We start from the raw sequence: 23,670 nt of genomic DNA, 5'->3' as shown, positions 1-23,670 counted from the left end.
AAAGGGCCCCGAAGGGCCCTGAAGTGGTCAAGAGATCGCTGTGTGTTGCCAGTTCTGCCTGCTGAACGCGTCGTTGCTTGCACCGTCAGATGCCGTATTGAAGAGCTCTTCTTCACCGGCAGGTATTGCAAACACGTGGTACGCCTCAGGGCCAAATGGATCCAGTGCGGTATCGAGGTATTCGAAGCTGTCAGGCACTGGTTCTCCCGAATAAGCGACTCGGAACTGCCGCTCAAGGGTTGGTGTGGTTACGTTCAGGGGCTGCTCCACCCAGAGGTAGACGGCCTTATGGGGCACGATGTATTCGCTGCGCACCACCCTGTAACCCTCTTTGAGCGTGAGCGTGGTCGGCTCTTTGCCCGGTTCCAGACGGAATTTGTGGATGGTCTTCATAGCTACTGCTCCTCTTCGGGTTGCTGCCTTTCACAACTCCATAATGGACAGGAGCAGAGTTCGATAAAATAAGCTTTTGTGAGCTTTTAAGATCGTTCTTTTCGATGCAAATCAGGCGTCACGATCGCCCGTGTGGGCATCGACTATGGCACGGACGCCCTCATGGGCGGTTTTTCGGCCACGGGTGATGGCGAACAATTCATCCATGACGTCTTCAATTGAGGCAATCTGCTCTACCTCATACTGGCGGCAGACCTCCTCGCGGATTGAGGTTGGAGCAGCGAACACGCCATAGCCCTGGCTGCCAAATACCTTGATCAGGGCGCTGTCATCTACCCGGGCGACAAGTTTCATGCGAACCCCATTCAGGGAAAACCAGTTCATTAGTCGCTCGAAATAGGGTGCATCCGTGGCGTTGGCCAGCAACGGTTGGCCATTCAGGGATTCGGGAAAACCCTTTTTGAGCTTTCTTGCCAACTCTGGTGCGGCGAACAGGCTCATGCTGGATCCCGCCAGAGGATGTACCGTGAGATTGCCGTCCTCCTGCAACCGTGGCACCCGGTCGGTCAGAACCAGATCCAGCTCCTTGCGTTTCAGGCTAAGCACGAGATCTTCGGTGCGCCCGGTCTGGCATTCAAGCTGGATGGACCGCTCGCCCGCCATCGCCGGCTGCAGCAGGTAGTAGGCAATCAGTTTGTGAATGGAAGCGGAGACGCCGGCTCGCAGGGTCAGCGGGCGCTCGGAAGGATCAAGCCGCAGGGTTTCGGCAAGCTCACCGGTCAGGGCGAATATGTCGTCGGCGTAGCCGAGGATCAGCCGGCCGTAGTCTGTGAGGATCAGCTTGCGCCTTTCCCGGGAGAACAGGCGCCCACCCACTGAGGCTTCAAACGTCGCAAGCTGGCCACTGAGGGTCTGCGGCGCCAGTTCCAGGACTTCACTGGCTCGGGCGATCGAACCTTCCCGGCTGATCACCCAGAAATAGTAGAGATGGCGGAGGTTAAGCTGTTCCATTCCTTTGCCCTGCCCCCGGTTCAGGATGGCCGCGGAATTTTGAGGATTTCACCGAAGGTGACGTATTCGCTTCCCCCGAGACGGCCGATCGGATCAATCGCAGCGCCATTGAAGGTCAGGCGATTCTTGTCATCGTAACGGGCTGCATCATCAGATACCCATACCCGGGTGACTTTTCCGAATACCAGTGACTGAGGCCCGGCACCGATTTCCTTGATGTCGTAGAGCTCGCAGGCAAAAGCCACGTGGCAGTCCTTCAGCCGAGGCAGATTCGAGCCTTCGAAATCCACCAGCTCCAGATCAAGATTTTTCAGTTCGGATTCGCCATGGGGCAAGGTTCGCGAGGATTCTGTGACCGCCGCGGCGAGTTCCCGATGAGCGATATGAACGACAAAATTCTTTCTCGCTTCAATGTTTACCCGGGTGTCTTTCGACACGCCCTCCGCCGGTTTTTTACCAACGGAAATCATCAGCAACGGGGGATTGCTGGTGATCGGCGTAAAGAACGAGAATGGCGCCAGATTGTAGTCCCCATCCGGATTTTCACTCAGCACCCAGGCAACTGGCCTCGGAATCACTGTCTGGGTAAGGATGTGGTAGGCATCCTTCGGATCCATACCCTCGAAATCTATAAGCATCACTCTCTCCCGTTAACTGCAGCTTCGGGCGTTCGTTCGCGCAACAGCCACAAAGTCATCAATAGCCCGTGAAGTATCAGGAAGGGTACGGCAACCATGACCAGACCGCCCCAGCCCAGCCAGCTCAGAATTGCGCCGGCAGACAGCGCCGCGGTCGCCTGGGAGCCAAAAACCATTATGTCGTTCAGGCCCTGGACGCGGAAGCGTTCGGCATCCCGATACCCCCGGGGCAGCAGCGTTGTGCCACCAACGAACAGGAAATTCCAGCCAACGCCGAGCAACAACAGCGCTGACAGATAGTGGTGGAAGCTGACACCACTCGCGGCAAGGGCAATACAGCCCAGGTAGGCCAGCAGGCCCGCTGCCATCATCAGGGGAATGCCTACCACGCGTGTCAGCCAACCGCTGATCAGCGACGGAAGATACATGGCCATTATGTGGAGCTGGATCACCCGCTTGGCATCGTCGAGGTCGTGGCCGGCCATTTCGGTCATGCTCAGCGGCGTCGCCGTCATGATGAAACTCATCACCGCATAGCCAATGGCCGCGGCACTCATGGCAGCCCATATTAAAGGGTTAGCCATAATCTCCCGTAGGGGGCGCCCTCCTCCCGGCCTGGATTCCTGGACGCGCTCGGCCCCTGCCCGGTAACCGATAGCAAGAATCAACAAAGCCGCACCCTGGACGGCCGCCAGCGCGATCCAGCTGACCAGAAACGGGTATTGCTCCGCCGCGCCGCTGCCCAAGCCCGCAACTTCCGGCCCGAGCCAGGCTGCCACCAGCCCACCCAGCAACACGCGAGCGGCAGCAGAACCCGCCATACCCGGCGCCACGGATTCCATGGCCGCAAACCGATATTGGTGAACCACCGCAAGCCCCGTACCACCGACCACGGCGGCAAGACAAAGAAGGGAAAACAGACCAGTCCAGGACGCCAGGCCTCCAATAAGACCTGCAACAATGCCCATGATGGCACCCAGCAGCATCACGCGCTTGCGCCCGATGCGCTCCATTAACCAGGTTGCCGGTTTGATAGCCAGAACGGTGCCTACGACCACCAGACCGACCGGAAGTGTTGCGTACTCGGGCGCAGGGGCAAGCATTCTGCCCTGAATGCTGCCTATAAAAACGATAAAAGGCGCTGTGCACATGGCCAGCGCCTGAGCGGCAACCAGGACCCAGACATTGAGGGGCATGGATTATTTTTTCCTGTAGATGATTCCGGGGTGGCACTGAACCATCTCATAGAGATGGGGCAAGCCGTTGAGCGATTCCGAGGCACCAAGAACCAGGTAGCCGCCCGGGTTCAGGGTGGCGTGCATCCGGGTGAGAATGTCCTTTTTCAGGTCCGCCGAAAAATAGATCAGAACGTTCCGGCACATCACAATATCGAACTTGCCCAGCATATAACGCTCAAGCAGGTTCAACTCCTTGAACTCCACCATGCTCTTGATCTGGGGTTTGATCTGCCAGCCACCGTTCAGGGACGGCGTGAAAAACTGCTTCTGGCGCTCTGGCGAGAGCCCCCGACCAATGGCAAGCATTTCATACTCGCCCTTGCGAGCCACATCAAGAACGCTTTTGGAGATATCCGTCGCGGTGATCTTTACATCCCGCAGCTTCCCGGGCCTCGCCCGCCGAAACTCCTCGACGATCATGGCAATCGAATACGGCTCCTGGCCGGTTGAGCAGGCCGCAGACCAGATACGCAAAGGCTGCATCGAGTTGCGCTCTGCGAATTCGGGAAGCAGTTTCTCCTGAAGAATCCGGAAAGGGTGATTGTCACGGAACCACAGGGTTTCATTGGTTGTCATCGCATCGATGACAGTCTCTTTCAGACCGCCCCGCCCGGGGCGCTTAAGGCGCTCGAGCAGTTCACCCAGGGTATTCAGGCTGTTCTCTTCAAGAATCCTGCGCAACCGGCTTTTGACCAGGTACTGTTTATTATCGCCCAGTAAAATCCCACAGGCATCCTGCAGGAACGATTTGAAGGCTTCATATTCCTGTGGCGTTATTTCCGCTTTCATTGGGTCTCTGTTCTGAGTGAATCTTTGAGCGGCTCCATCAACCCTGGTCGATGATTTCCATCACCCGCTCTGCCAGCTCGTCCGGACTGAACTTTGCCATAAAGTCGTCGGCCCCGACCTTCTTTACCATGGCCTGGTTGAACACACCGCTGAGTGAGGTGTGAAGCATAACAAACATATCCGAAAGCGCCGGGTCCTCTTTCACCTTGGTGACGAGGGTGTAGCCATCCATTTCAGGCATCTCCACGTCCGAGATGATCAGGGAGAAGTGATCCTTGGCCCGGGAACCATCCGCAGTGATTTCCTTCAGATGTTCAATAGCCTGCTTGCCGTCGTTTTTCAGCACCACTTCCATGCCAATTGCGGTGAGACACCGCTGTATCTGGCGCCGGGCCACGGATGAATCATCGACCACCAGCACGGGCAGATGCCCCGGTACCCTATCCGCGCTCTTACTCAGAACGGCTTCGGTTACGTCCTCCCCAAGCGGAGAAACTTCTGAAAGAATCTTCTCTACATCAATGATTTCGATAAGCTTATCATCAATTTTCGTGACAGCGGTAAGATAGACATCCTTGCCGGCCCCTTTGGGTGGAGGCAGGATTTCTTCCCAGTTCATGTTCATGATTCGCTCGACGCCGCTCACCAGGAAACCCTGCGTTTTGCGATTGTATTCAGTGATGATGACGAAACTGGTGGAGAGCTCTTCTTGCGGGATACCGGGCAGACCGATTGCCATGCTCAGATCGATAATGGGGATAGTCTCACCCCGGCTATGGGCTACGCCTCGAACAACCGGCCGGCTGTTGGGCAGGGAGAACAGCTTCGGACACTGCAGCACCTCTTTCACCTTGAACACGTTGATCCCGTAGATCTGGCGCCCCCTGAGACGGAAAAGAAGCAGCTCTAGGCGGTTCTTTCCGACCATCTGAGTGCGCTGGTTGACACTGTCCAAAACCCCTGCCATTTCGATTCTCCTGGCTTGCCGGAATTACAACGGCATATATCTTGCTGTTCACTGAATAATAGCCTGATCGACGGAAACCCGTCATATCAGGGGTGGGTCAGCCCATTTAACGGCCACTTTTACCGAATCCTTAGCCTGATTCGGGCTTTTCTGCCCTGTTGTTGACAGCATAGGACAAACTGATACGTATGCGCATCACGAATTTCGCCCTACTACTGCTAATGTCTGGCCTGAGCACGCCGCTCCTTGCTGGAACGACGGCTGAACAGATTCAGAAAGCAACCCTGGCGTTTCTGGACAGCTTTGCGTCTGAACAGGCCGAGCATGGCTACACCGTTTCCTTCGAACCCGGTTCCATCGACAGCCGCCTCGCTCTCGCCGAGTGCGAAAAGCCTTTGAGTGTAGAGTTCAGCGGGGATCCATGGAAAAGCACCAGCCCGTCGTTGCAGGTAGCCTGCGAAGGAACCCGCCCATGGCGAATGTTTGTTACCGCTTCAGTCTCTATCCATGGGCCAGCCCTGGTGGCAGCGAGGCCACTCACACGTGGAGAGCGAATAACCGAAGGGCTGCTTGCGAAGCAGTCTGTTGAAATCAATTCATCCAGACGGGGCGTGATTACCGACTCGAAGCAGGCGATTGGCATGGAAGTGCGGCGCGCAGTGAATGCCGGATCGCTCGTTACACCAGACATGCTTTCGGCCCCGAATGCGGTCGAACGAGGCGATCATGTTATCATCACCGCCAAAACCGGTGGATTTTCAGTACGTTCCCGGGGCAAAGCCCTGGCAAGCGCCAGCGTTGGCGAACAGGTTCTGGTTGAGAATCTGCGCTCATCGCGCACGATAAGAGCCAGCGTTGTCGCGCCGGGCCACGTGGAGATTCCGATGTGAGCCGCGTGCGGCAGAGGCTTGCCGGAGCGGCAAGTGAATGCCGCAAAACCGGTCGTAAAAGCAGATGAAAAAAAGTGCTAAAAGTACTAAAGGTTTTCGCGGCGCCGCCGTTAAGAAGACATAAACTCGAGTAAGCGCCGCATTCGTGGCGCGACAGGCAAGCAGGTACAGATATGTCAGTTGACTTAAATGGAATTGGCCCCGGCCAGGTCAACACCCAGAGAACCACGGCCGACAAAAGCTCCGGCGCACAGAATACCCAGCCGGCATCCAACGAACAGGCGAAGACACAGGCCCAGGGGGCCCGTGGTGAGAACGTCAGCCTGAGCAATCAGGCAAAGAATCTGAAGCAGCTCGAACAAAAGCTGGGCGATTATCCGGAAATGGATGACGACCGCATCGAGCAGATCCGTTCCGCCCTCGAAAATGGCACGTACAAGATTGACGCCGAGAAGCTGGCCCAGAAAATGCTTGAGATGGATGAAAGCATTTTCGGGTGAGTAGACCATGGCCGCAATTGATGATTTGAAGACCCTTCTTTCCCAGGATATCAGCCAGCTTGAAACACTGGCTGACGTTCTCGGCAAGGAAAAGACCTGCCTTGCGAATTCCGACCTCCGCCAGCTGGACGCCCTGACCAGAGAGAAGAACGATCTCCTCGGTGCAGTCCGCGAACGCGCCAAACAGAAAATCCGAACGCTCGTACAAATGGGATATCGCCCCGAAAGTGGCGAGCCTTCCCGCTTTATTCGCAGCGCCGGATTCTCGGATCTCTTCGAACTCTGGCAGGAAGCGGACCAGAAGCTGCGAACCTGTCAGACGCTGAACCAGACCAACGGTCGCGTAATCAGCCACTTGCAAAAGCGTTTGTCGAGGCTCACAGATATTTTCCGCGGCGCCACCGGCCAGCAAAAGCTGTACGGTGCACAGGGTCAGCAGACCACGGTATCAAGCAGCACGGTGCTCGCCAGCGCCTGAGCCCGGACGCATGGCTCTGCCGAGCCATGCTTTCCACTTCATCGGGTGTAGATGGTCATCTGGGAGTCGGGATGAAACCGGATGTCGTGAATGCTCACGTTGCCCATTGAAGCTCCCTGGCCTCCCGTAACCCGTATATTGTCCATCCGAATTTCCTCGATGCGCTCAGGGAACGCCAGCATCAGGGCGCCATCTTCTCTTACCCGATAACGTGGCTCCCCTTCACGATAATGCACACCGGAAATGCTGAGATCTGAATCCAGGAAGTTCAGAACCGGCACGAAGATATTGGCGGAAAGCTTGAGACCTTCAATAACATCTGCGGATGCCTCGGAGCCCTGCTCCCCATTTCCTGCGGGGTTCTCCGCCATCTTGCTGACAATACCAATGCGCTGCAGCAAGGTCGGATCGCCCTGACCGGAAATCGCCGCCAGCTCGGCTTCGCTCATGGGGGCAAGATTGCCTCTGTCATAAAGTTCGCCGGCTTCCAGTATTGCCTGTGACGCCTCGGCCGAATTGCTGGCCGCAAAGGTTACCAGGGGCTGGAATGGCAGCGTGACCGCTGTTACCAGGGCGGCAGCGTTGCGATAGCGGGACTGGTGCTTGAGGACACGGTGCAGCTCCTTCTCGCTGATCCAGCCCGCCTGGATAAATACCTCACCCAGGCGCTGTCCCGATTCGCGCTGAAGCCTGAGGCCTTCGTTAACCTGCCCCTCAGACAGATACCCACGATTGATAAGCAATCGCCCGAGGCGTGATTTCTCTTCAAATCCCTGACGGATTCTCACCCAGTGTCTCCTTTTAAACAGTGAAAACCGTACAACCCGGCCCGGCCAGTGTGATCCATGACTTCCGATATCGGGAAGGTTAGCCGATCACACAACAATGTGCGTGGATGCAGTGCCCGTTTTACCATCACCATCTGGTAAGATCTGGCACCTGATAACAGAATTCGCCGAATTGTCGCAGGAAACACACCTGCTAATAACACGGAGAACGGCTGCAAATGACAAACATGGTAAAACCCCTGAAAACTGTGACACCCGTATTGCTTATGGCACTCGCCCTGCTCATGCCGACTGCCGCGGTGCAGGCGCAAACCAATGAGCAACTGGCCAGTGATCCTCTTCCGAAGGTCCGCATGGTGACCAGTGAAGGCGCTATCGAGCTTCAGCTTCGCCCGGATGTTGCGCCCGAAACGGTCGACAATTTCCTGCAGTACGCCGAAGACGGTTTTTTCGACGGCACCATCTTCCATCGTGTTATACCCGGGTTCATGATTCAGGGCGGCGGTTTCACCCGGGATCTCTCCCGCAAGTCCACTCGGGCCCCTATCCGCAATGAAGCGAAAGAAACACTGCTGAACCTTCGTGGAACCATTGCGATGGCTCGCACCAGTGCGCCTGATTCCGCCACGTCCCAGTTCTTTATCAACCTTTCCGACAACGGGTTCCTGAACGCCGGAGTTCGCGGCCCGGGTTATGCGGTTTTTGGCAAGGTGACCGAGGGCATGGGCGTTGTCGATGCCATTGCCCGCAAACAGACCACCCGGAAACAGGGGATGGCCGATGTGCCGGTTGAACCTGTGATCATCGAAACCGTCACCGTGGTCGACCCCGAAGGCTGACACCGTGGACCGTGCTCCCCTGCCGCCCGGAATAGAGCCCGCTGAACTGGCTTGGCACGACGGCGTCCCGGAGTCCATCCGGTTCGGCGATGTCTATTTCAGCCCTGACAATGGTCTCGAGGAAACACGCTACGTTTTCCTGCAACACAACCAGTTGCCCGAACGTTTCGCACAGATTCCCGAGGGCGGCAATTTCGTTATTGCCGAAAACGGCTTTGGAACCGGCCTGAACTTTCTCGCTGCCTGGCAAGCCTGGCAGCGACACGCTCCGGCCCATGCGGCGACGCTGCACTTCGTTTCCGTTGAACGTTTCCCCCTCACCCATGAGGACCTCGCCCGGGCCCTGGCAAAGTGGCCCGAACTGGCGGCGCTGGCCGACGAACTGCTTCTGCATTACCCACCCCTGGTGCGCGGGGTACACAGGCTGGTCCTGGCCGGGGGGCAGGTTCGACTGACGCTGTTTTTCGGCGACATTACCGACGCCTGGCAATCCCTGGATTTTCAAGCCGACGCCTGGTTTCTGGACGGGTTCGCTCCGTCCCGCAACCCGGATATGTGGCTGGAAAACATCATCAACAAGATCCGTGCACACAGCAGGCCGGGCACAACTCTGGCGACCTTTACCTCCGTTGGCCGGATTCGTCGGGCCTTGATGGAGGCCGGATTCCGGATGGAAAAAACCGTCGGATACGGTCGCAAACGGGATATGCTGAAAGGCGTTCTTGTCTCGGAGAACCCGGCACCCACCGAACAACAGGAATCGATCGCAATCATTGGCGCAGGTGTTGCCGGCTGCGCACTGGCAAGAAACCTGGCAGACCGGGGCTACCCGGTAACACTGATCGACGCCCATGGCCCGGGTACAGCGGCCTCCGGCAACGCCCAGGGCGCCCTGTATGTGAAGCTGGGCGTAGAGTTCAACGACCAGACCGAGCTGGCGCTCACATCCCTCACGTTCGCACAGCGCTTCTACCACAACTGGCGCGACCAGCACTGGCATCCGACCGGCCTGCTACAGCTGGCCCACAATCCCCAGGAAGCGGACCGGCAGCGGAGGTTTCTCCAAAGGAACGACTACCCCCGGAGTATCTTTTACCCGGTGACCCGGGAACAGGCCAGCGCCCTGACAGGCGTGCCAACGGAATCGGGCGGGCTCTGGTTCCCCGGCAGTGGCTGGCTCGAACCCGCACACCTTTGCAAGGAACTGGCGAACCACCCGCTGATATCCACACTGTTCCATAGCGAGGTCAACAATCTTCGGCGTTCGGCCGGAACATGGAGCATTTCGACGGAAAACAACAGATCGATCACCGCTGACCGGGTGGTCATCTGCTCGGGCCATCTCAGCCCGGAGCTTATCCCGACAAAGGGTCGTTTCCGGCTGAAAGCCATTCGTGGCCAGGTTAGCCACCTGCCAGCCACAGCTCTCAGAGGCCCAACGGCCGTTATCTGTGGGAACCGGTACCTGAACCCTGCACTGGGCGAGTTTGCCGTAACCGGCGCAACCTTCGATCTACGCGATAACAACCCATCGCCCACGGTGGAAAGTCATAACGAGAACATCGACGAACTCGGCTCGATGCTGCCTGCGGTGTTTTCCAATGAAAGCAATGCGCTTCGCGGCGAGGAACTGAATGGCCGGGTTGCCTTCCGATGCACCACCCATGACTACCAGCCGGTGGCCGGACCCGTTTTCGACGGCGAGACCGGCGATCTCGATAGCCTTTACCTGCTTACTGGCCTGGGCAGCAAAGGACTAACCTACGCACCGCTCCTGGCCGAATATCTAGGTGACTTGCTTACCGGACAACCTCCCTGCCTTCCCGCGAACCTGGCCAAACGCCTTGAAACGCGACGCCTCTATCAGACGAATGTGGTGGTTTCGTAATAAACTCCAGCTGAAGTTTCCGGTCAGACTGCCGATAACCACTGAAATAGTGGCATAGTCACGGAGAGAACCCATGTCCATTTATGTCAGCGAGCCCGGCCGCCCGATCGGAACCAGGCTACCGGAAACATTCCGGGCAAGGCCCGTGGGTGATGTTACAGAGCTGGCAGAAACCCAGAGCATCAATCCTGGCCGAAGTGAGGCAACGGACGCCGAGTTCCAGCAGGCCGCCAATGCCGGTCGCTACAAAGCACTGGAGGAATACGGCGCGGCGGCCGCTGGCGAGCGCCGTGAAGACCGCCCGTATCTGCCGGTATCCAGCATCTCGTCTCAAACCCTGTATTCCGTTCCGGCGTCTGCAACGATTTCTGAGGCTTTAACCGTCATGGACGAGCACCAGGTGCACCACCTTGTGATCATGGCGGACAACAACGTTGCCGGCCTTGTCGACCTGCGTTGGCTCCTGGGCTGGCTTCACGAGAATGAAGCCGATGCCATGAGCCAGAGCCTGGTTCACATCGAGTTGCCCGCCTTCCTGACAGCCTCACCCGAAACCGATGCCCACCAGCTTGCCAGACTTATGCTGGCCCACCAGCTCAATGCAGCCCTGGTGGTAGATGCGAAAGGCGCCGCCTCCGGAATTGTGACCAGCACGGACTACCTGCGACTCTACGCCAGCTCAGGCCGCCATCAGGGAACGGTGTAGCCCCCACGTTCCCTAATTCAGAGGCGTCAACAGTTCTCCCTCTGGACTGAAGAGAAGCACATACCAGTTGTTGCCTATTCGGGTTAATGCCGGTATTTCGTCATCCCGGTAGTTTTCCAGATCCAAGATCGCAGAGTCATCCGCTGCAAGCTGGTATCGCCAGTTGTTTCTGAATTCCGACTCTTCATCTTCCGTCTCGGGTTCTGGAACCAGCGATACCCGGGCAGCGATGCCCTGCTCCATTCCGGACACCACACCGCCGCTGGCGAAGTCGCCGTTCGTGGTACCAGCCACAACCATGTCGCCATCGAAATTAGCCAACCCAAGAAATGCCTCGCTGGACTGATCGTCTTCGTCATTCAGGGTGAAGGCCCGACTGACATTCCCGGCGGCTGAATATCCCAGCAGGAACCCGGCCGCACTGGAAAGCGCCTCCCTCTCCAGAACGGGGTCTTCCTCGTCCTGCTCCAGCACAGAATAGGATCCATCACTGGCACCAATCAGCCAGAGCGTGCTACCGGTATACAGTCCGTTGGAAACCGGTTCATCGCCAGTGGTGCCAACCTGTTTGACATCAAGTTCGCTGGTGGCACTGGAGGCGTTAAAGAAGAAGGCATCAATGCCGCCGATAACTGAAGCGCCTTCCACAGATCCCGCGGCCGAACCAAACAACCCGGGGTTCACAGATTCTGTGCTGCCGCCGGCAACACGGTCATCGGCTGCTGAGCCGGCCTGGCGGGTCCAGGCAACCGCAGGCTGCTGCGTGTTGCCGTCCAGTTCAGTATCAATTCGCTGCAGGAAGCTGTCCCTGCCGCCCGATCCCTGCTGCTGATCAAACACACCTTCCGTTTCCCCGGCCAGGATGACATAGCCGGTGTCACGGTTGATTCCGGCCCAGCGAACCTGATCATCAGCATCCGTTCCGGTCCGGATGGTCCAGGTGGGAACGTATTCGCCACCGTTGGTGGCGGAATCAAACCAGTAAAGCGATGTCACTGAATCCAGGCGGCCCAGACCGGACGTTCCCGCCACCGACTGATCGGTGCTGTAGGCCACGACAAATTCGAACCGGTCTACCTTGGTCCCACCCTCGGTCACCTTCCGCTGCACCACGTTTATGACCGGATCCGGAGCGCTCAGGCTGTCGCTCGCAGAGGATATGTCAACCTGCTGCAACTGAGTGCCTCGTTGGTCAAAAATCCGCACCAGCACCCGGTCGTTATCCTGGGTGTCGTAGCCGGCAACGAACAGCCTGCCGTCATGGCCCATCGAGATGTCTGTGGCCACAAAGCCGTCGCCAGGGTTCAGAGCAAGCGGAGACGTCAGCTCGTTGAGGCTGACCCGGATCAGGTTTTCAGCCTCCGCCCGGGCATAATCCTCTCGACCGGCCTGGAAGTTCTCGTTGAGGCCCAGCAGGATAAACCGGTCACTGAAGGCCGGGTTGGCATAGCCAGCCTCCGGTACCCGAATCCGGAAAGGCACTTCATCGGTCCCTTCTGGAAAAATCAGTTCGTCATTCTCAACCCAGTTTCCGTCTTCCAGTCGCTCGATAACGAACTCGGATTCGAGACGTGCGGTGGAGTCTTCGGTGTGGCTCAGCTTCGCAAAAATATCCCGGTCTCTGTCTCCAGAGAGTCTCGCGACGTATTCGCGCACAGCACCCACGTTCAGCGTATCCCTGCCGCCACCGTTTACAGTTTCCAGCGACAGAACCGGCTCGTTGTCCTGAATGGACAAATTGGTAACGACACCACCGTTACCGCTGCCAAGACCGGCCAGACCGGATCGCACTTCTGTCAGTGCCAGGCGAAGGGACTCGACGGGCTCGGCAAAGCTGTCCTCGACCACCTCCAATGGCAGATAACACTCGGTAATACCCGGCTCAAGTGTGATCACACCGCGCGTATAGAAACCCTGTTCGTCAAGCTCATAGTCGATATAGTCCAGCTCGCTTTCCCCCGTCTCATCGGGAGGCAATGAACTGTTGCTGCCCAACCCGACAATGTCCGTGCCGAGGATGGCATCTCCCGCATTGGAGGCACTGTGATCGCAGTTCTGGTGTGGAGGCGAGAATCCGACGTCGCAACTGGATGCGTCATAGTCAGACAAAAGCTCAAAGGCTACCGCTACCCGGGTTACCGACGGTTGATCCAGGGTAACCGTGACGAAGACGCGGCGCGTCGGAAGTGTCAGATCCCTGGTGCCCGATACGGAGCCGTCATCGTTGTAGAGATTGATGGTAACGCTGTGCTCACCCTCGGTTTCAAGATCGGGCAAGGTGCATTGTTCACGGTTACTGGCAGGGATTTCCGGGCTTTCACCTTCCGTAAACGGCTCTGCATCCAGAGACATGACATTGTATTTCACATCAATATCGAACGGCTGGGCGCCAGCCATGCGGCCGTCGGTTGTTACCAGATTGATGCCTTCGGTCTTGCCAAGGTCCGCTTCTCCTCGACTACCGCCGGTGAGACCGGGGACGCCGCGCATAATGATGCCCTGGCGGGCCTTGTTACTGGTGTCCTCGAGCGCAAGCCAGGACGGCGCATTGGTCAGGGAATAATCAAGGATATCTTCGCCACCGTAGGCCCCGAAGTTGTAGGAGTATTCAACACCGAGATAGGCGAACACCGGGGGTACACCAAGGATTGTGGGCTGGTCGGGATCCTTTTCCGTCTTGCACGCAGCAAGGCCCAGTGAAAGCAGGGCCAGAACGGCAAGTTGGCGAACAGGATGAATGCGGGAGTGAAAATCGGCGCCCATGAAAAAAATCCGTTTCTATCGTTGTTGTTATGGTAGCGACCGCCCGGATGAAACATGAACACCGGGCGGTTTACACACCGTTACAGAACAACGCCATGGTAGCCAATTTGATACGCAGGGGATCTGCGCGAGTTCTCAGATTCGGTTAGCCCGCGCCCAGGCCGTGCTCTTCCAGCAACGCCACCAGCCCGGCTTCATCAAGAACAGACACATCTAACTGTTCAGCCTTGGCCAGTTTGGAACCGGCGGCCTCGCCAGCCACCACGCAGGCCGTCTTTTTAGAAACGCTTCCGGCCACCTTGGCTCCAAGGGATTCCAGCTTCTCTTTGGCTTCGTCCCGTGTCATTCCGGAAAGCGTACCGGTCAGCACCCAGGTCTGGCCTTTCAGAGGCTTCTCTCCCTCCCGGACTTCCTCTTCCTGCCACCTCACACCGGCTTCACGCAGGGCATCCAGGGTTTCGCGATTGTGGGTCTGCTCGAAAAAGCTACAGATATGACCCGCAACGATCGGCCCGACATCCGGAACCGTTTGAAGGCTCTCTTCATCCGCTGCAGCAATGGCCTCCAGAGTTCCGAAGTGGCCCGCCAGGGCTTTAGCGGTGGCCTCCCCCACCTCCCGGATGCCAAGGGCATAAAGGAACCGCCAGAGCACGGGGTTTCTGGCCCGATCAATGGCAGCCACCAGATTGGCCGCCGACTTTTCTCCCATTCGCTCAAGTTTCACCAGGTCGTCGGTGGTCAGGCGATACAGATCGGCAACGGTTTCCACCATGCCCTGATCCACCATGATATCTATCCACTTGTCTCCAAGGCCCTCAATATCGAGGGCTTTGCGGGAGGCATAGTGGCGAATGGCTTCCTTTCGCTGCGCGGGGCAGAACAGGCCCCCAGAGCAGCGGGCAACGGCTTCACCTTCGATCTGGATAACATCCGAGTCGCACACCGGGCACTGTCGGGGCAATTCTACTTCCCGGGCGCCTGAGGGGCGTTTTTCGGCCACCACTTTGACTACCTGCGGAATCACATCTCCGGCGCGGCGAATGAACACGGTATCGCCGATATGAACATCCAGTCGGCGAATTTCGTCCATGTTATGGAGGGTGGCGTTGCTCACCGTTACACCGCCCACGAACACGGGTTTTAACCTCGCAACCGGGGTAACCGCGCCAGTACGACCGACCTGGAATTCCACGTCCTCGATAACCGTGAGTTCCTCCTGAGCCGGAAACTTCTGGGCAATCGCCCAACGAGGGGCCCGGGATACAAAACCCAGGGCCTTTTGCTGGTCAAGCCGGTTCACCTTGAAGACGATACCGTCGATTTCGTAGGGGAGTCCGTCCCGTTTGTCCATCAGCTCGCTGTAGGCTTCAAGGCATTCCTCCGCGCCCTTGGCCTTGCGCATCTCGGGATTAATACGGAAACCCCAGCTCTGGACTCTCTTGAGCCCCTCCCACTGGGTATCCGGCAAGAGGCTTTCGTCGGTTACCGCAACGCTGTAGGCGCACATTTCGAGAGGGCGTCTGGCGGTTACCGTCGACTTTTTCTGCCGGAGGCTGCCGGCCGCCGCATTACGGGGATTAACGAAGGTCTTCTCGCCACGCTCCGCCAGGCGGCGATTAAGCTGCTCGAAACCGTCCTTCGGCATGTAGACTTCGCCGCGAACCTCCACCAGATCGGGCACGTCGTCGCCACGGAGCTTCAGCGGCACCGAGGGAATGGTTCGGATATTGGCGGTTATGTCCTCCCCGGAATAGCCATCCCCCCGGGTGGCGGCGGTAGTCAGGGCGCCATTCTCGTAGTGCAGGCTCACCGCCAGCCCGTCCAGCTTCGGTTCACAGACATACTCCACGTCCTCAGTGATACCGAGCCGATCTTTTACCCGCCGGTCAAAGTCACGAAGTTCGTCCTCGCTGAACGCATTATCCAGCGACAGCATGGGCAGCCTGTGCACTACCTCCTCAAAGCTGGTTTCCGCGGCGCTGCCAACCCGCCGCGTGGGCGACGTGTCCGAAGCCAACTCTGGATAATCGGTTTCCAGGCCCTGTAATTCCCGGAACAGCCGGTCGTATTCCGCATCTGGAACACGCGGGTCATCCAGCACGTAATAGCGGTAGTTATGGTCATCAATCGCCGAACGCAGTTCTTCAACACGCTGAATGATGTCGGGCGTGGCTTTGCTCATGGACTGGCACTCTCGTCTCTCAAAAAAATGCCCGGAACAAACCGGGCATCTGGCCTTCTTTTACCGCCTGGTTTCAGACTCGCTGGGAACGTTGCTTGCGCTCGAACTCCCGAATCCTCTGGCGGCAGTGCTCGATTGTTTGAGGGGTCATCACGCTCCGGCGCTCATCCTTAAGCTCGCCACCAAGGTTACGAACCACGGCCTGGGCTGTCTCAAGCATGAAGTCAAACGCCTGCAGCGCATTGGTGGGCCCGGGCATACTCATGAAGAAACTGATACCGGGCGTGGCCAGGGTCGGCATATCGCCCGGCTTGAACGTGCCGGGTTCCACGGCATTGGCAACACTGAACTGGACCGGGCTGGTGGTATCGGACTCCTCGTGCCGGTGATAAATGTCCATATCACCGTGCTCCAGACCACAGGCTTCGAACAACTTCTTCAGGGCCACCCCCTTGAAGTCTTCACCGCTCTTGGCCAGGACATTGATCACAATCACTTCCCGGGCTTCAGGGCGATTCGCACCTGCCAGCGGCTGACCACTGACCGCTCGGGAAGGTTCACGCCGTGCCGTGTCTTCCTCTACTTCGGTTGTTACCGTAGGCGGGACTGCTTCCGCCTCATCTTCGATGGCCCCCCAACCTGATTCGAGCTCGGTTTCTTCAGGCTCATGACTGGACAACCTGAAATCGGGATCCGACTCAACGGGTTCATCGTGATACCCGGCAGCCGGCTCGCTTTCCGGCTCCGGATGCAGATCCGGTTCTGGCGACTCCCGATGTTCTTCCCTGGCAGCAGCTGTTACCGGGCGGGTCGGTTTGGGTTTCGGAGAACCAAATCGGCTGGGCTTTTCACGCTTTACATAGCCACGTTCTTCGAGTGTGTCGCGGGAGATGGTTCGTGCGCCGCCGTTGGGCAACTCCGGGTTGTACTCGTCATCGAGTGGCGAATCCTCGAGCTCATCGGCGCCCATGCCCGATGAGATTGCCATGGATTCCTTCCGGGCACGCCGCATGCGGCGCACGCCATCAATGACAATGCCGATAATAACCAGGGTACCGATGGCAATTAACCATTCCCTAAGTGACATAGTGCTGCTGTCCTGTTTGCAGATCCCGTAACGTTGCTACTCTAAGAAAAGCCCGTAATGAATACAACGCACACCCGGGCCAGATGGCGTTTTTGTCATGGTTGCCCGATTTCTGACCAGCCTCAAGCCTCCGCCAGCGCCGCAGCCTCGTCCACGTCCACCGACACCAGGCGCGAGCAACCCGGTTCATGCATGGTTACCCCCATCAACTGATCCGCCATCTCCATGGCAATCTTGTTGTGGGTAATGTAGATGAACTGAACCTGTTTCGACATTTCCTTGACCATGTTGGCATAGCGACCCACGTTGGCATCATCCAGCGGCGCATCTACCTCATCCAGCATACAGAAGGGTGCCGGGTTCAGCTGGAAAATCGAAAAAACCAGGGCGATAGCCGTGAGGGCCTTTTCACCACCTGACAACAGGTGGATGGTGCTGTTCTTCTTGCCGGGCGGCCTGGCCATGATCGCAACGCCGGTTTCAAGAAGATCCTCGCCGGTTAGCTCCAGATAGGCGTTACCGCCTCCGAAAACCTTCGGGAACAGCGCCTGCAGACCGCCGTTCACCTGGTCAAAGGTTTCCTTGAAGCGTTGCCGGGTTTCCCGGTCAATCTTCCGTATGGCGTTGTCCAGTGTTTCCAGGGCTTCCATCAGGTCTTCATGCTGGGAATCCAGGTAGGTCTTGCGCTCACTCTGAACCTGATATTCCTCGATGGCCGCCAGGTTAATCGCGCCCAGGCGCTGAATTCGGTTGCCGATTCGCTCCAGTTCGTCTGCCCAGTCTTTTTCATTCGCACCCTCGGGCAACTGGGCGAGGATATCCTGAAGTTTTACGTCCAGCTCCTTGAGCTGATCGACATGGTTCCCGGAACGGATTTCCAGGGCCTGGGACTCCATTTTCAGTTTTTCGAGTCGGGACCGGACTTCCTGAATGCGATGATCGGTTCCGCTTCTGCCCTGTTCCTTTTCCCGCACTTCCCGATCAATCTCTTCCAGCGCGTCGCGAGCAGCGCCCAGCTTTTCCTCTTCCGCCAATCGCCGGTCCAGCAGCCCTTCGAGCTGCATCTGCAGGTCTTCGATGGGCTCTTCGGCGCTTTCCCGGGACTCCCTCAGAATCTCCAGGCGCTCGTCGATACGCTCCTTCTGCAACTGCATCCGATCAATCGTCTGCCTGAGGCCGTCACGTTGACTGTGCAGGGTCTGCAGCTGGAGCTGCAGCTGATGCGCGTGGTCGCGGTCGTGCCGGGCCTCCTGGCGAAGCCGATCCAGGCTTTCGCGCAAGGTATCGCGCTGCTCCAGCAACCGCTCTTTCTCTTCATCGCTGTCTTCGGTGGAAGCCAGCGCCAGTTGCCAGTCTTCCCGGGCATCCTGAAGACTCTCTTTCTGGCCCTCGAGGTTTTCGGACACGTCCTGGATATCGTCCCGGATTCGCTGCAGACGGGCATCAATCTGCTCGGCACGTGCTCGTAGGCCGCTGACCCTGGACGCCAGGGTGCTCAGTTCACGATCTGCCTCGCTCAGACGGGTCTGGGCCTCATCCCGGGCTGCTTCCGAACGCTCTGCCCGTTCCTGGAGCTCTTCCAGCCGTTCGGTAGCCGCCTCCAGCGACTCCTCCGCCTCGGCCAGTTGCGCGGTCAGTTCGGTCACCTTCTTCTGCCGCTCAATCACCCCGACCTGGCCGGCGTCAGAGTCCGGCATCAGGACCCACTCCCGGGATATCCAGACGCCCTGGTGTGTCATCAGGCTTTGACCGTCCCGAAGCCCCGATCGCATACCCATGGCGTCAGAGACGGTTTCCACGGTATCAATGCCGCGAAGCAGCGAGGCGATTCCCGGCACGCCGGATACCTTGGCCGCCAACCCGGAACGCTCACTGCCATCTGTGGCTTCTGCCTCCACCAGCGCCAAGCCCTTTGGCGCTTCTTTCATGGCGGATGAGAGCTGATCAATATCGGGAAGGCAGAGACCCTGGGTAAAACGCCCGATAACCTGTTCGACAGCAAACTCCCAGCCATCGGTAATCTGAAGCTGGCTGGCCACCCGGGGCATATCGCTGAGGGCGTTCTGTGACAGCCAGGATTGCAGAACATCATCCCCGGCCCCCATCTGCTCATCCAGAAGGGATTGCTGGGACTCCAGGGACGCACGAAGGCTCTGCACCCGTTGGCGTTCTTCAGAGAGCGCCTGCTCGGCATCACGCTGTTGCTGCCGGGCTTCGTAGAGCTCGTCCTGAACTGAAGCAATCCGTTCGGCCGCCTCTTCGCGCTTCAGCTCCAGCGTTTCCTGCTGTTCCAGCAGCTCTTCGAGCTCGGCGCGGTCCATCTGACCTTCCAGCAATTCCTGTTCGTCCTGAAGCTTGCGTTGGCGGGCCAGCAGTTGCTCAATGGCATCCTCAAGCGAGCGGATTCTGGACTGGGCCAGCTCTGCCTGGCGCCGCGCGTCCGATGAACGGGCACTGAAGTCTTCCCACTGGTGCTGCCAGTCACTCATTGCGTCTTCGGCCTGCTGCAACTTCTCACCAGACTCCTCGGAGCGAATTGCCAGCGCTTCCTGCTCCGGCTCCATCATGTCGAGTTCTTCCTGGATTCCCGCAAGCTTGTCCTCATCCTGCTCCAGCTCGCGGGCCAGTTCTCTCTGGTTCGCCATGGCCTGGTCCAGCTCAGCCGCCATTTGCCGGCTGCGTTCACGCTGGTGTTCGAGGCTCTGCTCAATACGGGCGATATCGGCCCCGGCTTCGTAATAGCGTGCCTGTGCCCGGTTGAAATGCTCGGTCCGTTCCTGGTGATTGTCGCGCAGGGATTCCAGGGAGGTCTCCAGGCTGACCCGCTCGGTGAGGTATTTCTCAAGCTCGAGCTCGGTATCCCGGATCTTGCCTCGCCAGGCTTGCAAGTCATTGTCGAGGGATTGCCAGCGCAGCACCGTCAGTTCGGCTTTTTTCTGGCGCTCTTCCTGCTTGTAGGCCTTGTACTTCTCGGCTGCGGCTGCCTGACGCTCCAGGTGTTGCAGTTGGCGGCCCAGCTCTTCCCTCAAATCGGTCAGACGCTCCAGGTTTTCCTGGGTCCGGCGGATACGGTTCTCCGTTTCCCGGCGCCGCTCCTTGTATTTTGAAATGCCGGCCGCTTCTTCAATATAGATCCGAAGCTCTTCCGGTTTGGCCTCAATCAGCCGGGAAATCATGCCCTGTTCAATGATGGCATAGCTCCGCGGGCCGAGACCGGTGCCGAGGAACAGGCCTGTAATGTCGCGACGCCGGCACTTGGAGCCATTCAGGAAATATTCGGACTGCCCTTCCCGGGAAACGCGGCGGCGAACGGAGATTTCGTTGAATTTCACGAATTCACCGGGCGCGGAACCATCGCTGTTATCAAACACCAGTTCGATAGAGGCCTGTCCCACAGGCTTTCTTGCACTGGAACCATTGAAAATAACGTCTGTCATGGATTCGCCGCGCAGGTACTTGGCGGAGCTCTCGCCCATGACCCAACGCACCGCATCGATGATGTTGGACTTGCCGCACCCATTGGGGCCGACCACGGCCGTCATGTTGGAGGGGAACGGAACCGTGGTGGGATCTACGAACGATTTGAAGCCGGACAGTTTGATGGACTTCAGACGCATATCAGGCGCTCGCTTCCTGCCGGAGGATCGTCAACACCTGCTGCCGCTGGTGCTCCCCAAAGGCCTGGATAACGGCTTGCAGCCGATCAGTGTCGTCGTTGACGGCGGCATCCGCCAGTTGCCGAAAGAAGGTAGCAGTTTCACCGATTTCTTCCCGGAAGTGTTCCAGCGCCACAAAATAGGTGCGGCTGATGGCCGGTCTGAAATTCTCGAGGGTTTCTTCCAGAAACGGGTTTTCGACCAGGCCGTAGGCGTAACGCATAACCCCGAAACCCGCATCAATAACCTGCTCGGCGGCGTCGGCACTGGTGGCGTTAAGGGCATCAATGACTGCCTGTAATTCACGGACCTGGCCCATGACACCGCCGAGCTCCCTGCCAGACCAGCGCTCAAGTACCTTGCGCCCAAGCATGCAGAGGAGGTCGATATAGATGTCGTAGAGGCTGTTGACGCTTTCTGGCGTCAGGCTGGACACCACCGCACCCCGCCGGGGGAAAATCTCGATCAGATGACGGCGTTCCAGAATGAGCAGTGCTTCCCGAACGGAGCCACGGCTGACATTCAGTTCTCCCGACACCTTCAATTCCTGAATGCGTTCGCCGGGCTTGAGATCTCGCGTGATGATTCGTTGACCCAGATGCTGGGCAATTTGTTCAGACAGACTTTCCGGGGCCTGAAACCTCATAAAGTTGGTCACTCATTCCTGAAGACGGCACGATTTCAAACGCAGAAGTTTACCACAGGGAATCTATAGCCCCACCCCTTGTCTGACATTTTGCACAGCCCGGGAACATCGCGGCAAATCACTGCCGGTTTTTTGACGGCAAATCAGGAACGACAGCCGAAAAATCAGAAACCAAGTGATTTTAGCCTCGTTACTCGCTGTTTTTGTTCAATTTTAATGACTGGGCACGGTTTCTGCTTTGCATACGCAAAGCACTGTAAACTTCTGCGACAGAGTGAACCGTAGTGAAAAACATACCGTCGATCCATCAGTCTCCTTCCCAGCCCCAGAAACTGGCCGCGCTGCGTCAGGCACACCAGGACTGGAACAATACGCCGGATGTACTCACCAGGCTGACGCGCCGGCTGTCCACCACCCTGTCGCTGGAACAGCAGCTGGCGATCCTGGCCGAAGAGCTGGTCGCTATTGTTCCATTCAGTGCGCTCAACTACCGGCACCGGATCGGGAAACAGGATTTCGTCTATGCCACAGGCATGGGGGGCCCACACCGCTGCGAGTACCGGCTGAGTCTCGAAGGTGTCAATTATGGGACCCTGGTACTGCAACGTCGGCAGAGGTTCTCGGAACAGGAGCTGGAAGGCGTCGAAATGGTTCTGAGTGCGGCGATCTGCCCGATTCGCAACGCCTGCCAGTACGTGGCCATTGAGCAGGCATCTCTGACAGATTCCCTGACCGGCATACCCAACAAACGCGCCCTGGACGACGCTCTGCAACGCTCCAGCCTGTTATCAGAGCGCCATGGCGAGCCCTACTCGCTCGTCCTCTGCGATCTGGACCACTTCAAGACGGTGAACGACACTCACGGCCATGTGGTTGGAGACCATCTTCTGCAATTGGCCGCATGCGAGATCGAAAAGTCGATCCGAACCTCGGATTCAGTCTACCGCTTTGGCGGCGAGGAGTTTGCTATCCTGCTCCCGCATACCTCGGAGCAGGATGCCAGGGATGTTGCAGAGCGCGTTCGCGAGGCGATCGCCGCTATCCGGGTTGATGGCGGAGAGAAGGAACTGAGGGTCACAACGAGTTGTGGCGTTGCCACCTTCCTGCCCAAGGAGGCACCCCAGGCCTGGCTGGCAAGGGCGGACGAGGCCCTCTATCGTGCCAAACACCAGGGCCGTAACTGCACCCGGGTGTTTGCCACTATTTCGTAACGCTCAGCCCCGGGGCGTCTTGCTTCGGGCTCTATCTGGCCGGGGAGCACGCCCGGCTGGTTTGGCAGGTTTGGTGTCGCTGACAGCCCATTTGTTACCGGGTGTTTTCTTACCGGACCGGCCAGGGCTTTTCCGCCTCTGACGGTCGTGGGCCGCTTTCTCATTTGGTGTTTTCTGCGGAATTTCAACCGCTTCGAGACCAACCGTGCGGCTCAGGGTGTCTACTGCGCGCTGATCCAGCTCTTCCCATTTTCCTACGATCAGCCTGCTCGGCAGGAAGATCGGCCCGTAGCGCACGCGCTTCAGCCGACTGACGCGAACACCCTGGGATTCCCAAAGACGACGCACTTCCCGATTGCGCCCTTCCAGCAAGGTCACGTGGAACCAGCGATTTATACCGCTACCGCCGGCCGGAGAGATATCGGTGAACTTGGCCATGCCATCTTCCAGGAGAACGCCCTGAAGCAGGCGCTCGATCATCGCATCGTCCACTTCCCCGAAGATCCGTACCGCGTATTCCCGATCAATCTGGTTGGACGGGTGCATCAGGCGATTCGCCAACTCGCCGTCTGTGGTGAAGAGCACCAGACCCGTGGTATTGATATCCAGCCGTCCGATGGAAATCCACCGGTGCTCCTTGAGGCGTGGCAAACGATCAAACACCGTCGGCCGCCCCTCAGGATCCTTTCGAGTGGTAACCTCACCCTCCGGCTTGTTATAAATCAGTACCCGGCGCATCACTTCCGCCGCACCGGACACTTCAAGTCGCTTGCCGTCGAGTTCGAAGCGATCCTCAACAGTCGCTTTTTGCCCGGGCGCCACAGGTTGCCCGTTGACCAGCAGGCGGCCGGCTTCCATCCAGCCTTCAATTTCCCGGCGCGAACCGATGCCCGCGCGGGCAAGCAATTTCTGAATACGCTCTGGCCCATCCTGGCTCGCGTTGTCCTTGGCTGGTCTGGCTGGTTTGTTGGGGCGTTCTGCCGCCATGAAATCAATCCTT

General features: G+C 58.0%; 20 protein-coding genes. 7 read left to right on the top strand and 13 right to left on the bottom strand.

Translation table 11 applies throughout. From position 1 onward, the window contains the following. Window positions 1-27: 27 nt before the first annotated feature. The 6 genes from BM035_RS14975 to BM035_RS14950 form a co-directional block, all read right to left on the bottom strand. Window positions 28-393 (bottom strand): DUF7352 domain-containing protein, encoded by a 366-nt coding sequence (locus BM035_RS14975; RefSeq protein ID WP_014576948.1) that lies wholly within the window; start codon window positions 391-393, stop codon window positions 28-30. A 111-nt stretch (window positions 394-504) separates the two neighbouring features. Next, window positions 505-1,404, bottom strand: a complete 900-nt coding sequence (locus BM035_RS14970) for a LysR family transcriptional regulator (protein WP_014576947.1) — start codon at window positions 1,402-1,404, stop codon at window positions 505-507. Between the two features lie 20 nt (window positions 1,405-1,424). After that, window positions 1,425-2,042, bottom strand: a complete 618-nt coding sequence (locus BM035_RS14965) for a flavin reductase family protein (RefSeq protein WP_092032901.1) — start codon at window positions 2,040-2,042, stop codon at window positions 1,425-1,427. After that, window positions 2,042-3,238, bottom strand: a complete 1,197-nt coding sequence (locus BM035_RS14960; protein WP_062784485.1) for an MFS transporter — start codon at window positions 3,236-3,238, stop codon at window positions 2,042-2,044. The genes BM035_RS14965 and BM035_RS14960 overlap by 1 nt, the downstream gene beginning before the upstream one ends. A gap of 3 nt (window positions 3,239-3,241) precedes the next feature. Further along, complete coding sequence (locus BM035_RS14955; RefSeq protein ID WP_008174436.1) at window positions 3,242-4,069, bottom strand: CheR family methyltransferase; 828 nt, start codon at window positions 4,067-4,069, stop codon at window positions 3,242-3,244. Window positions 4,070-4,106: 37 nt separating this feature from the next. Beyond that, window positions 4,107-5,036 carry a chemotaxis protein CheV gene (locus BM035_RS14950; RefSeq protein WP_008174434.1) on the bottom strand — a complete coding sequence of 310 codons (930 nt, stop codon included), beginning with the start codon at window positions 5,034-5,036 and terminating at the stop codon, window positions 4,107-4,109. A 188-nt stretch (window positions 5,037-5,224) separates the two neighbouring features. Between BM035_RS14950 and flgA the strand changes: the two genes are divergently transcribed. From flgA to BM035_RS14935, 3 genes are all read left to right on the top strand, one after another. Next, window positions 5,225-5,926, top strand: coding sequence for a flagellar basal body P-ring formation chaperone FlgA (gene flgA, locus BM035_RS14945; RefSeq protein WP_008174432.1), 702 nt, complete (start codon window positions 5,225-5,227; stop codon window positions 5,924-5,926). Between the two features lie 173 nt (window positions 5,927-6,099). Continuing rightward, window positions 6,100-6,426 carry a flagellar biosynthesis anti-sigma factor FlgM gene (flgM, locus tag BM035_RS14940; protein ID WP_008174429.1) on the top strand — a complete coding sequence of 109 codons (327 nt, stop codon included), beginning with the start codon at window positions 6,100-6,102 and terminating at the stop codon, window positions 6,424-6,426. Window positions 6,427-6,433: 7 nt separating this feature from the next. Then, entirely contained in the window at window positions 6,434-6,904 is a 471-nt protein-coding gene (locus tag BM035_RS14935; protein ID WP_008174427.1) for a flagella synthesis protein FlgN, read from the top strand. Window positions 6,905-6,942: 38 nt separating this feature from the next. Here BM035_RS14935 and BM035_RS14930 read toward each other — a convergent pair whose 3' ends face one another. Next, on the bottom strand, window positions 6,943-7,692 hold the full coding sequence (locus tag BM035_RS14930) for a hypothetical protein (protein WP_053115040.1): 750 nt from the start codon (window positions 7,690-7,692) through the stop codon (window positions 6,943-6,945). Window positions 7,693-7,919: 227 nt separating this feature from the next. Between BM035_RS14930 and BM035_RS14925 the strand changes: the two genes are divergently transcribed. From BM035_RS14925 to BM035_RS14915, 3 genes are all read left to right on the top strand, one after another. Continuing rightward, the gene (locus tag BM035_RS14925) at window positions 7,920-8,531 is read left to right on the top strand and encodes a peptidylprolyl isomerase (RefSeq protein WP_441295080.1); all 612 of its coding nucleotides are present in this window, start codon (window positions 7,920-7,922) and stop codon (window positions 8,529-8,531) included. A 4-nt stretch (window positions 8,532-8,535) separates the two neighbouring features. Then, entirely contained in the window at window positions 8,536-10,419 is a 1,884-nt protein-coding gene (gene mnmC / locus BM035_RS14920; RefSeq protein ID WP_092032899.1) for a bifunctional tRNA (5-methylaminomethyl-2-thiouridine)(34)-methyltransferase MnmD/FAD-dependent 5-carboxymethylaminomethyl-2-thiouridine(34) oxidoreductase MnmC, read from the top strand. 73 nt (window positions 10,420-10,492) lie between these two features. Then, window positions 10,493-11,125, top strand: a complete 633-nt coding sequence (locus BM035_RS14915; RefSeq protein ID WP_092032896.1) for a CBS domain-containing protein — start codon at window positions 10,493-10,495, stop codon at window positions 11,123-11,125. Window positions 11,126-11,137: 12 nt separating this feature from the next. Here BM035_RS14915 and BM035_RS14910 read toward each other — a convergent pair whose 3' ends face one another. From BM035_RS14910 to BM035_RS14890, 5 genes are all read right to left on the bottom strand, one after another. Next, window positions 11,138-13,888 (bottom strand): hypothetical protein, encoded by a 2,751-nt coding sequence (locus BM035_RS14910; protein WP_092032894.1) that lies wholly within the window; start codon window positions 13,886-13,888, stop codon window positions 11,138-11,140. Window positions 13,889-14,033: 145 nt separating this feature from the next. Continuing rightward, complete coding sequence (gene ligA, locus BM035_RS14905) at window positions 14,034-16,070, bottom strand: NAD-dependent DNA ligase LigA (RefSeq protein WP_092032891.1); 2,037 nt, start codon at window positions 16,068-16,070, stop codon at window positions 14,034-14,036. A gap of 73 nt (window positions 16,071-16,143) precedes the next feature. Beyond that, a complete protein-coding gene (gene zipA / locus BM035_RS14900; RefSeq protein ID WP_092032889.1) occupies window positions 16,144-17,157 on the bottom strand; it encodes a cell division protein ZipA in 1,014 nt (337 codons plus the stop codon). 122 nt (window positions 17,158-17,279) lie between these two features. Then, window positions 17,280-20,774, bottom strand: coding sequence for a chromosome segregation protein SMC (smc, locus tag BM035_RS14895; RefSeq protein ID WP_092032887.1), 3,495 nt, complete (start codon window positions 20,772-20,774; stop codon window positions 17,280-17,282). A gap of 1 nt (window position 20,775) precedes the next feature. Further along, the gene (locus BM035_RS14890; protein WP_092032883.1) at window positions 20,776-21,459 is read right to left on the bottom strand and encodes a GntR family transcriptional regulator; all 684 of its coding nucleotides are present in this window, start codon (window positions 21,457-21,459) and stop codon (window positions 20,776-20,778) included. A 284-nt stretch (window positions 21,460-21,743) separates the two neighbouring features. Between BM035_RS14890 and BM035_RS14885 the strand changes: the two genes are divergently transcribed. Next, on the top strand, window positions 21,744-22,670 hold the full coding sequence (locus BM035_RS14885) for a GGDEF domain-containing protein (protein ID WP_092032880.1): 927 nt from the start codon (window positions 21,744-21,746) through the stop codon (window positions 22,668-22,670). Between the two features lie 3 nt (window positions 22,671-22,673). On the opposite strand, the gene rluB is transcribed toward BM035_RS14885, so the two are convergent. Next, entirely contained in the window at window positions 22,674-23,657 is a 984-nt protein-coding gene (gene rluB, locus BM035_RS14880) for a 23S rRNA pseudouridine(2605) synthase RluB (RefSeq protein ID WP_092032877.1), read from the bottom strand. Window positions 23,658-23,670 lie beyond the last annotated feature (13 nt).

Origin of the sequence: Marinobacter sp. DSM 26671 (assembly GCF_900112835.1) — a bacterium.
GTDB classification, from domain to species: domain Bacteria; phylum Pseudomonadota; class Gammaproteobacteria; order Pseudomonadales; family Oleiphilaceae; genus Marinobacter; species Marinobacter flavimaris.
The sequence above is the reverse complement of the archived record's forward strand: the minus strand, read 5'-3'. Positions and strand labels throughout refer to the sequence as shown.

What these genes read in the sequence shown, in the direction of transcription:
- BM035_RS14925 (WP_441295080.1), top strand. Translation starts at nt 7,920, where the DNA reads ATGGTAAAACCCCTGAAAACTGTGACACCCGTATTGCTTATGGCACTC.
- ligA (WP_092032891.1), bottom strand. Translation starts at nt 16,070, where the DNA reads ATGAGCAAAGCCACGCCCGACATCATTCAGCGTGTTGAAGAACTGCGT.
- flgM (WP_008174429.1), top strand. Translation starts at nt 6,100, where the DNA reads ATGTCAGTTGACTTAAATGGAATTGGCCCCGGCCAGGTCAACACCCAG.
- BM035_RS14970 (WP_014576947.1), bottom strand. Translation starts at nt 1,404, where the DNA reads ATGGAACAGCTTAACCTCCGCCATCTCTACTATTTCTGGGTGATCAGC.
- BM035_RS14960 (WP_062784485.1), bottom strand. Translation starts at nt 3,238, where the DNA reads ATGCCCCTCAATGTCTGGGTCCTGGTTGCCGCTCAGGCGCTGGCCATG.
- BM035_RS14965 (WP_092032901.1), bottom strand. Translation starts at nt 2,042, where the DNA reads ATGCTTATAGATTTCGAGGGTATGGATCCGAAGGATGCCTACCACATC.
- BM035_RS14935 (WP_008174427.1), top strand. Translation starts at nt 6,434, where the DNA reads ATGGCCGCAATTGATGATTTGAAGACCCTTCTTTCCCAGGATATCAGC.
- BM035_RS14975 (WP_014576948.1), bottom strand. Translation starts at nt 393, where the DNA reads ATGAAGACCATCCACAAATTCCGTCTGGAACCGGGCAAAGAGCCGACC.
- BM035_RS14915 (WP_092032896.1), top strand. Translation starts at nt 10,493, where the DNA reads ATGTCCATTTATGTCAGCGAGCCCGGCCGCCCGATCGGAACCAGGCTA.
- BM035_RS14955 (WP_008174436.1), bottom strand. Translation starts at nt 4,069, where the DNA reads ATGAAAGCGGAAATAACGCCACAGGAATATGAAGCCTTCAAATCGTTC.
- BM035_RS14950 (WP_008174434.1), bottom strand. Translation starts at nt 5,036, where the DNA reads ATGGCAGGGGTTTTGGACAGTGTCAACCAGCGCACTCAGATGGTCGGA.
- BM035_RS14890 (WP_092032883.1), bottom strand. Translation starts at nt 21,459, where the DNA reads ATGAGGTTTCAGGCCCCGGAAAGTCTGTCTGAACAAATTGCCCAGCAT.
- rluB (WP_092032877.1), bottom strand. Translation starts at nt 23,657, where the DNA reads ATGGCGGCAGAACGCCCCAACAAACCAGCCAGACCAGCCAAGGACAAC.
- smc (WP_092032887.1), bottom strand. Translation starts at nt 20,774, where the DNA reads ATGCGTCTGAAGTCCATCAAACTGTCCGGCTTCAAATCGTTCGTAGAT.
- zipA (WP_092032889.1), bottom strand. Translation starts at nt 17,157, where the DNA reads ATGTCACTTAGGGAATGGTTAATTGCCATCGGTACCCTGGTTATTATC.
- BM035_RS14910 (WP_092032894.1), bottom strand. Translation starts at nt 13,888, where the DNA reads ATGGGCGCCGATTTTCACTCCCGCATTCATCCTGTTCGCCAACTTGCC.
- flgA (WP_008174432.1), top strand. Translation starts at nt 5,225, where the DNA reads ATGCGCATCACGAATTTCGCCCTACTACTGCTAATGTCTGGCCTGAGC.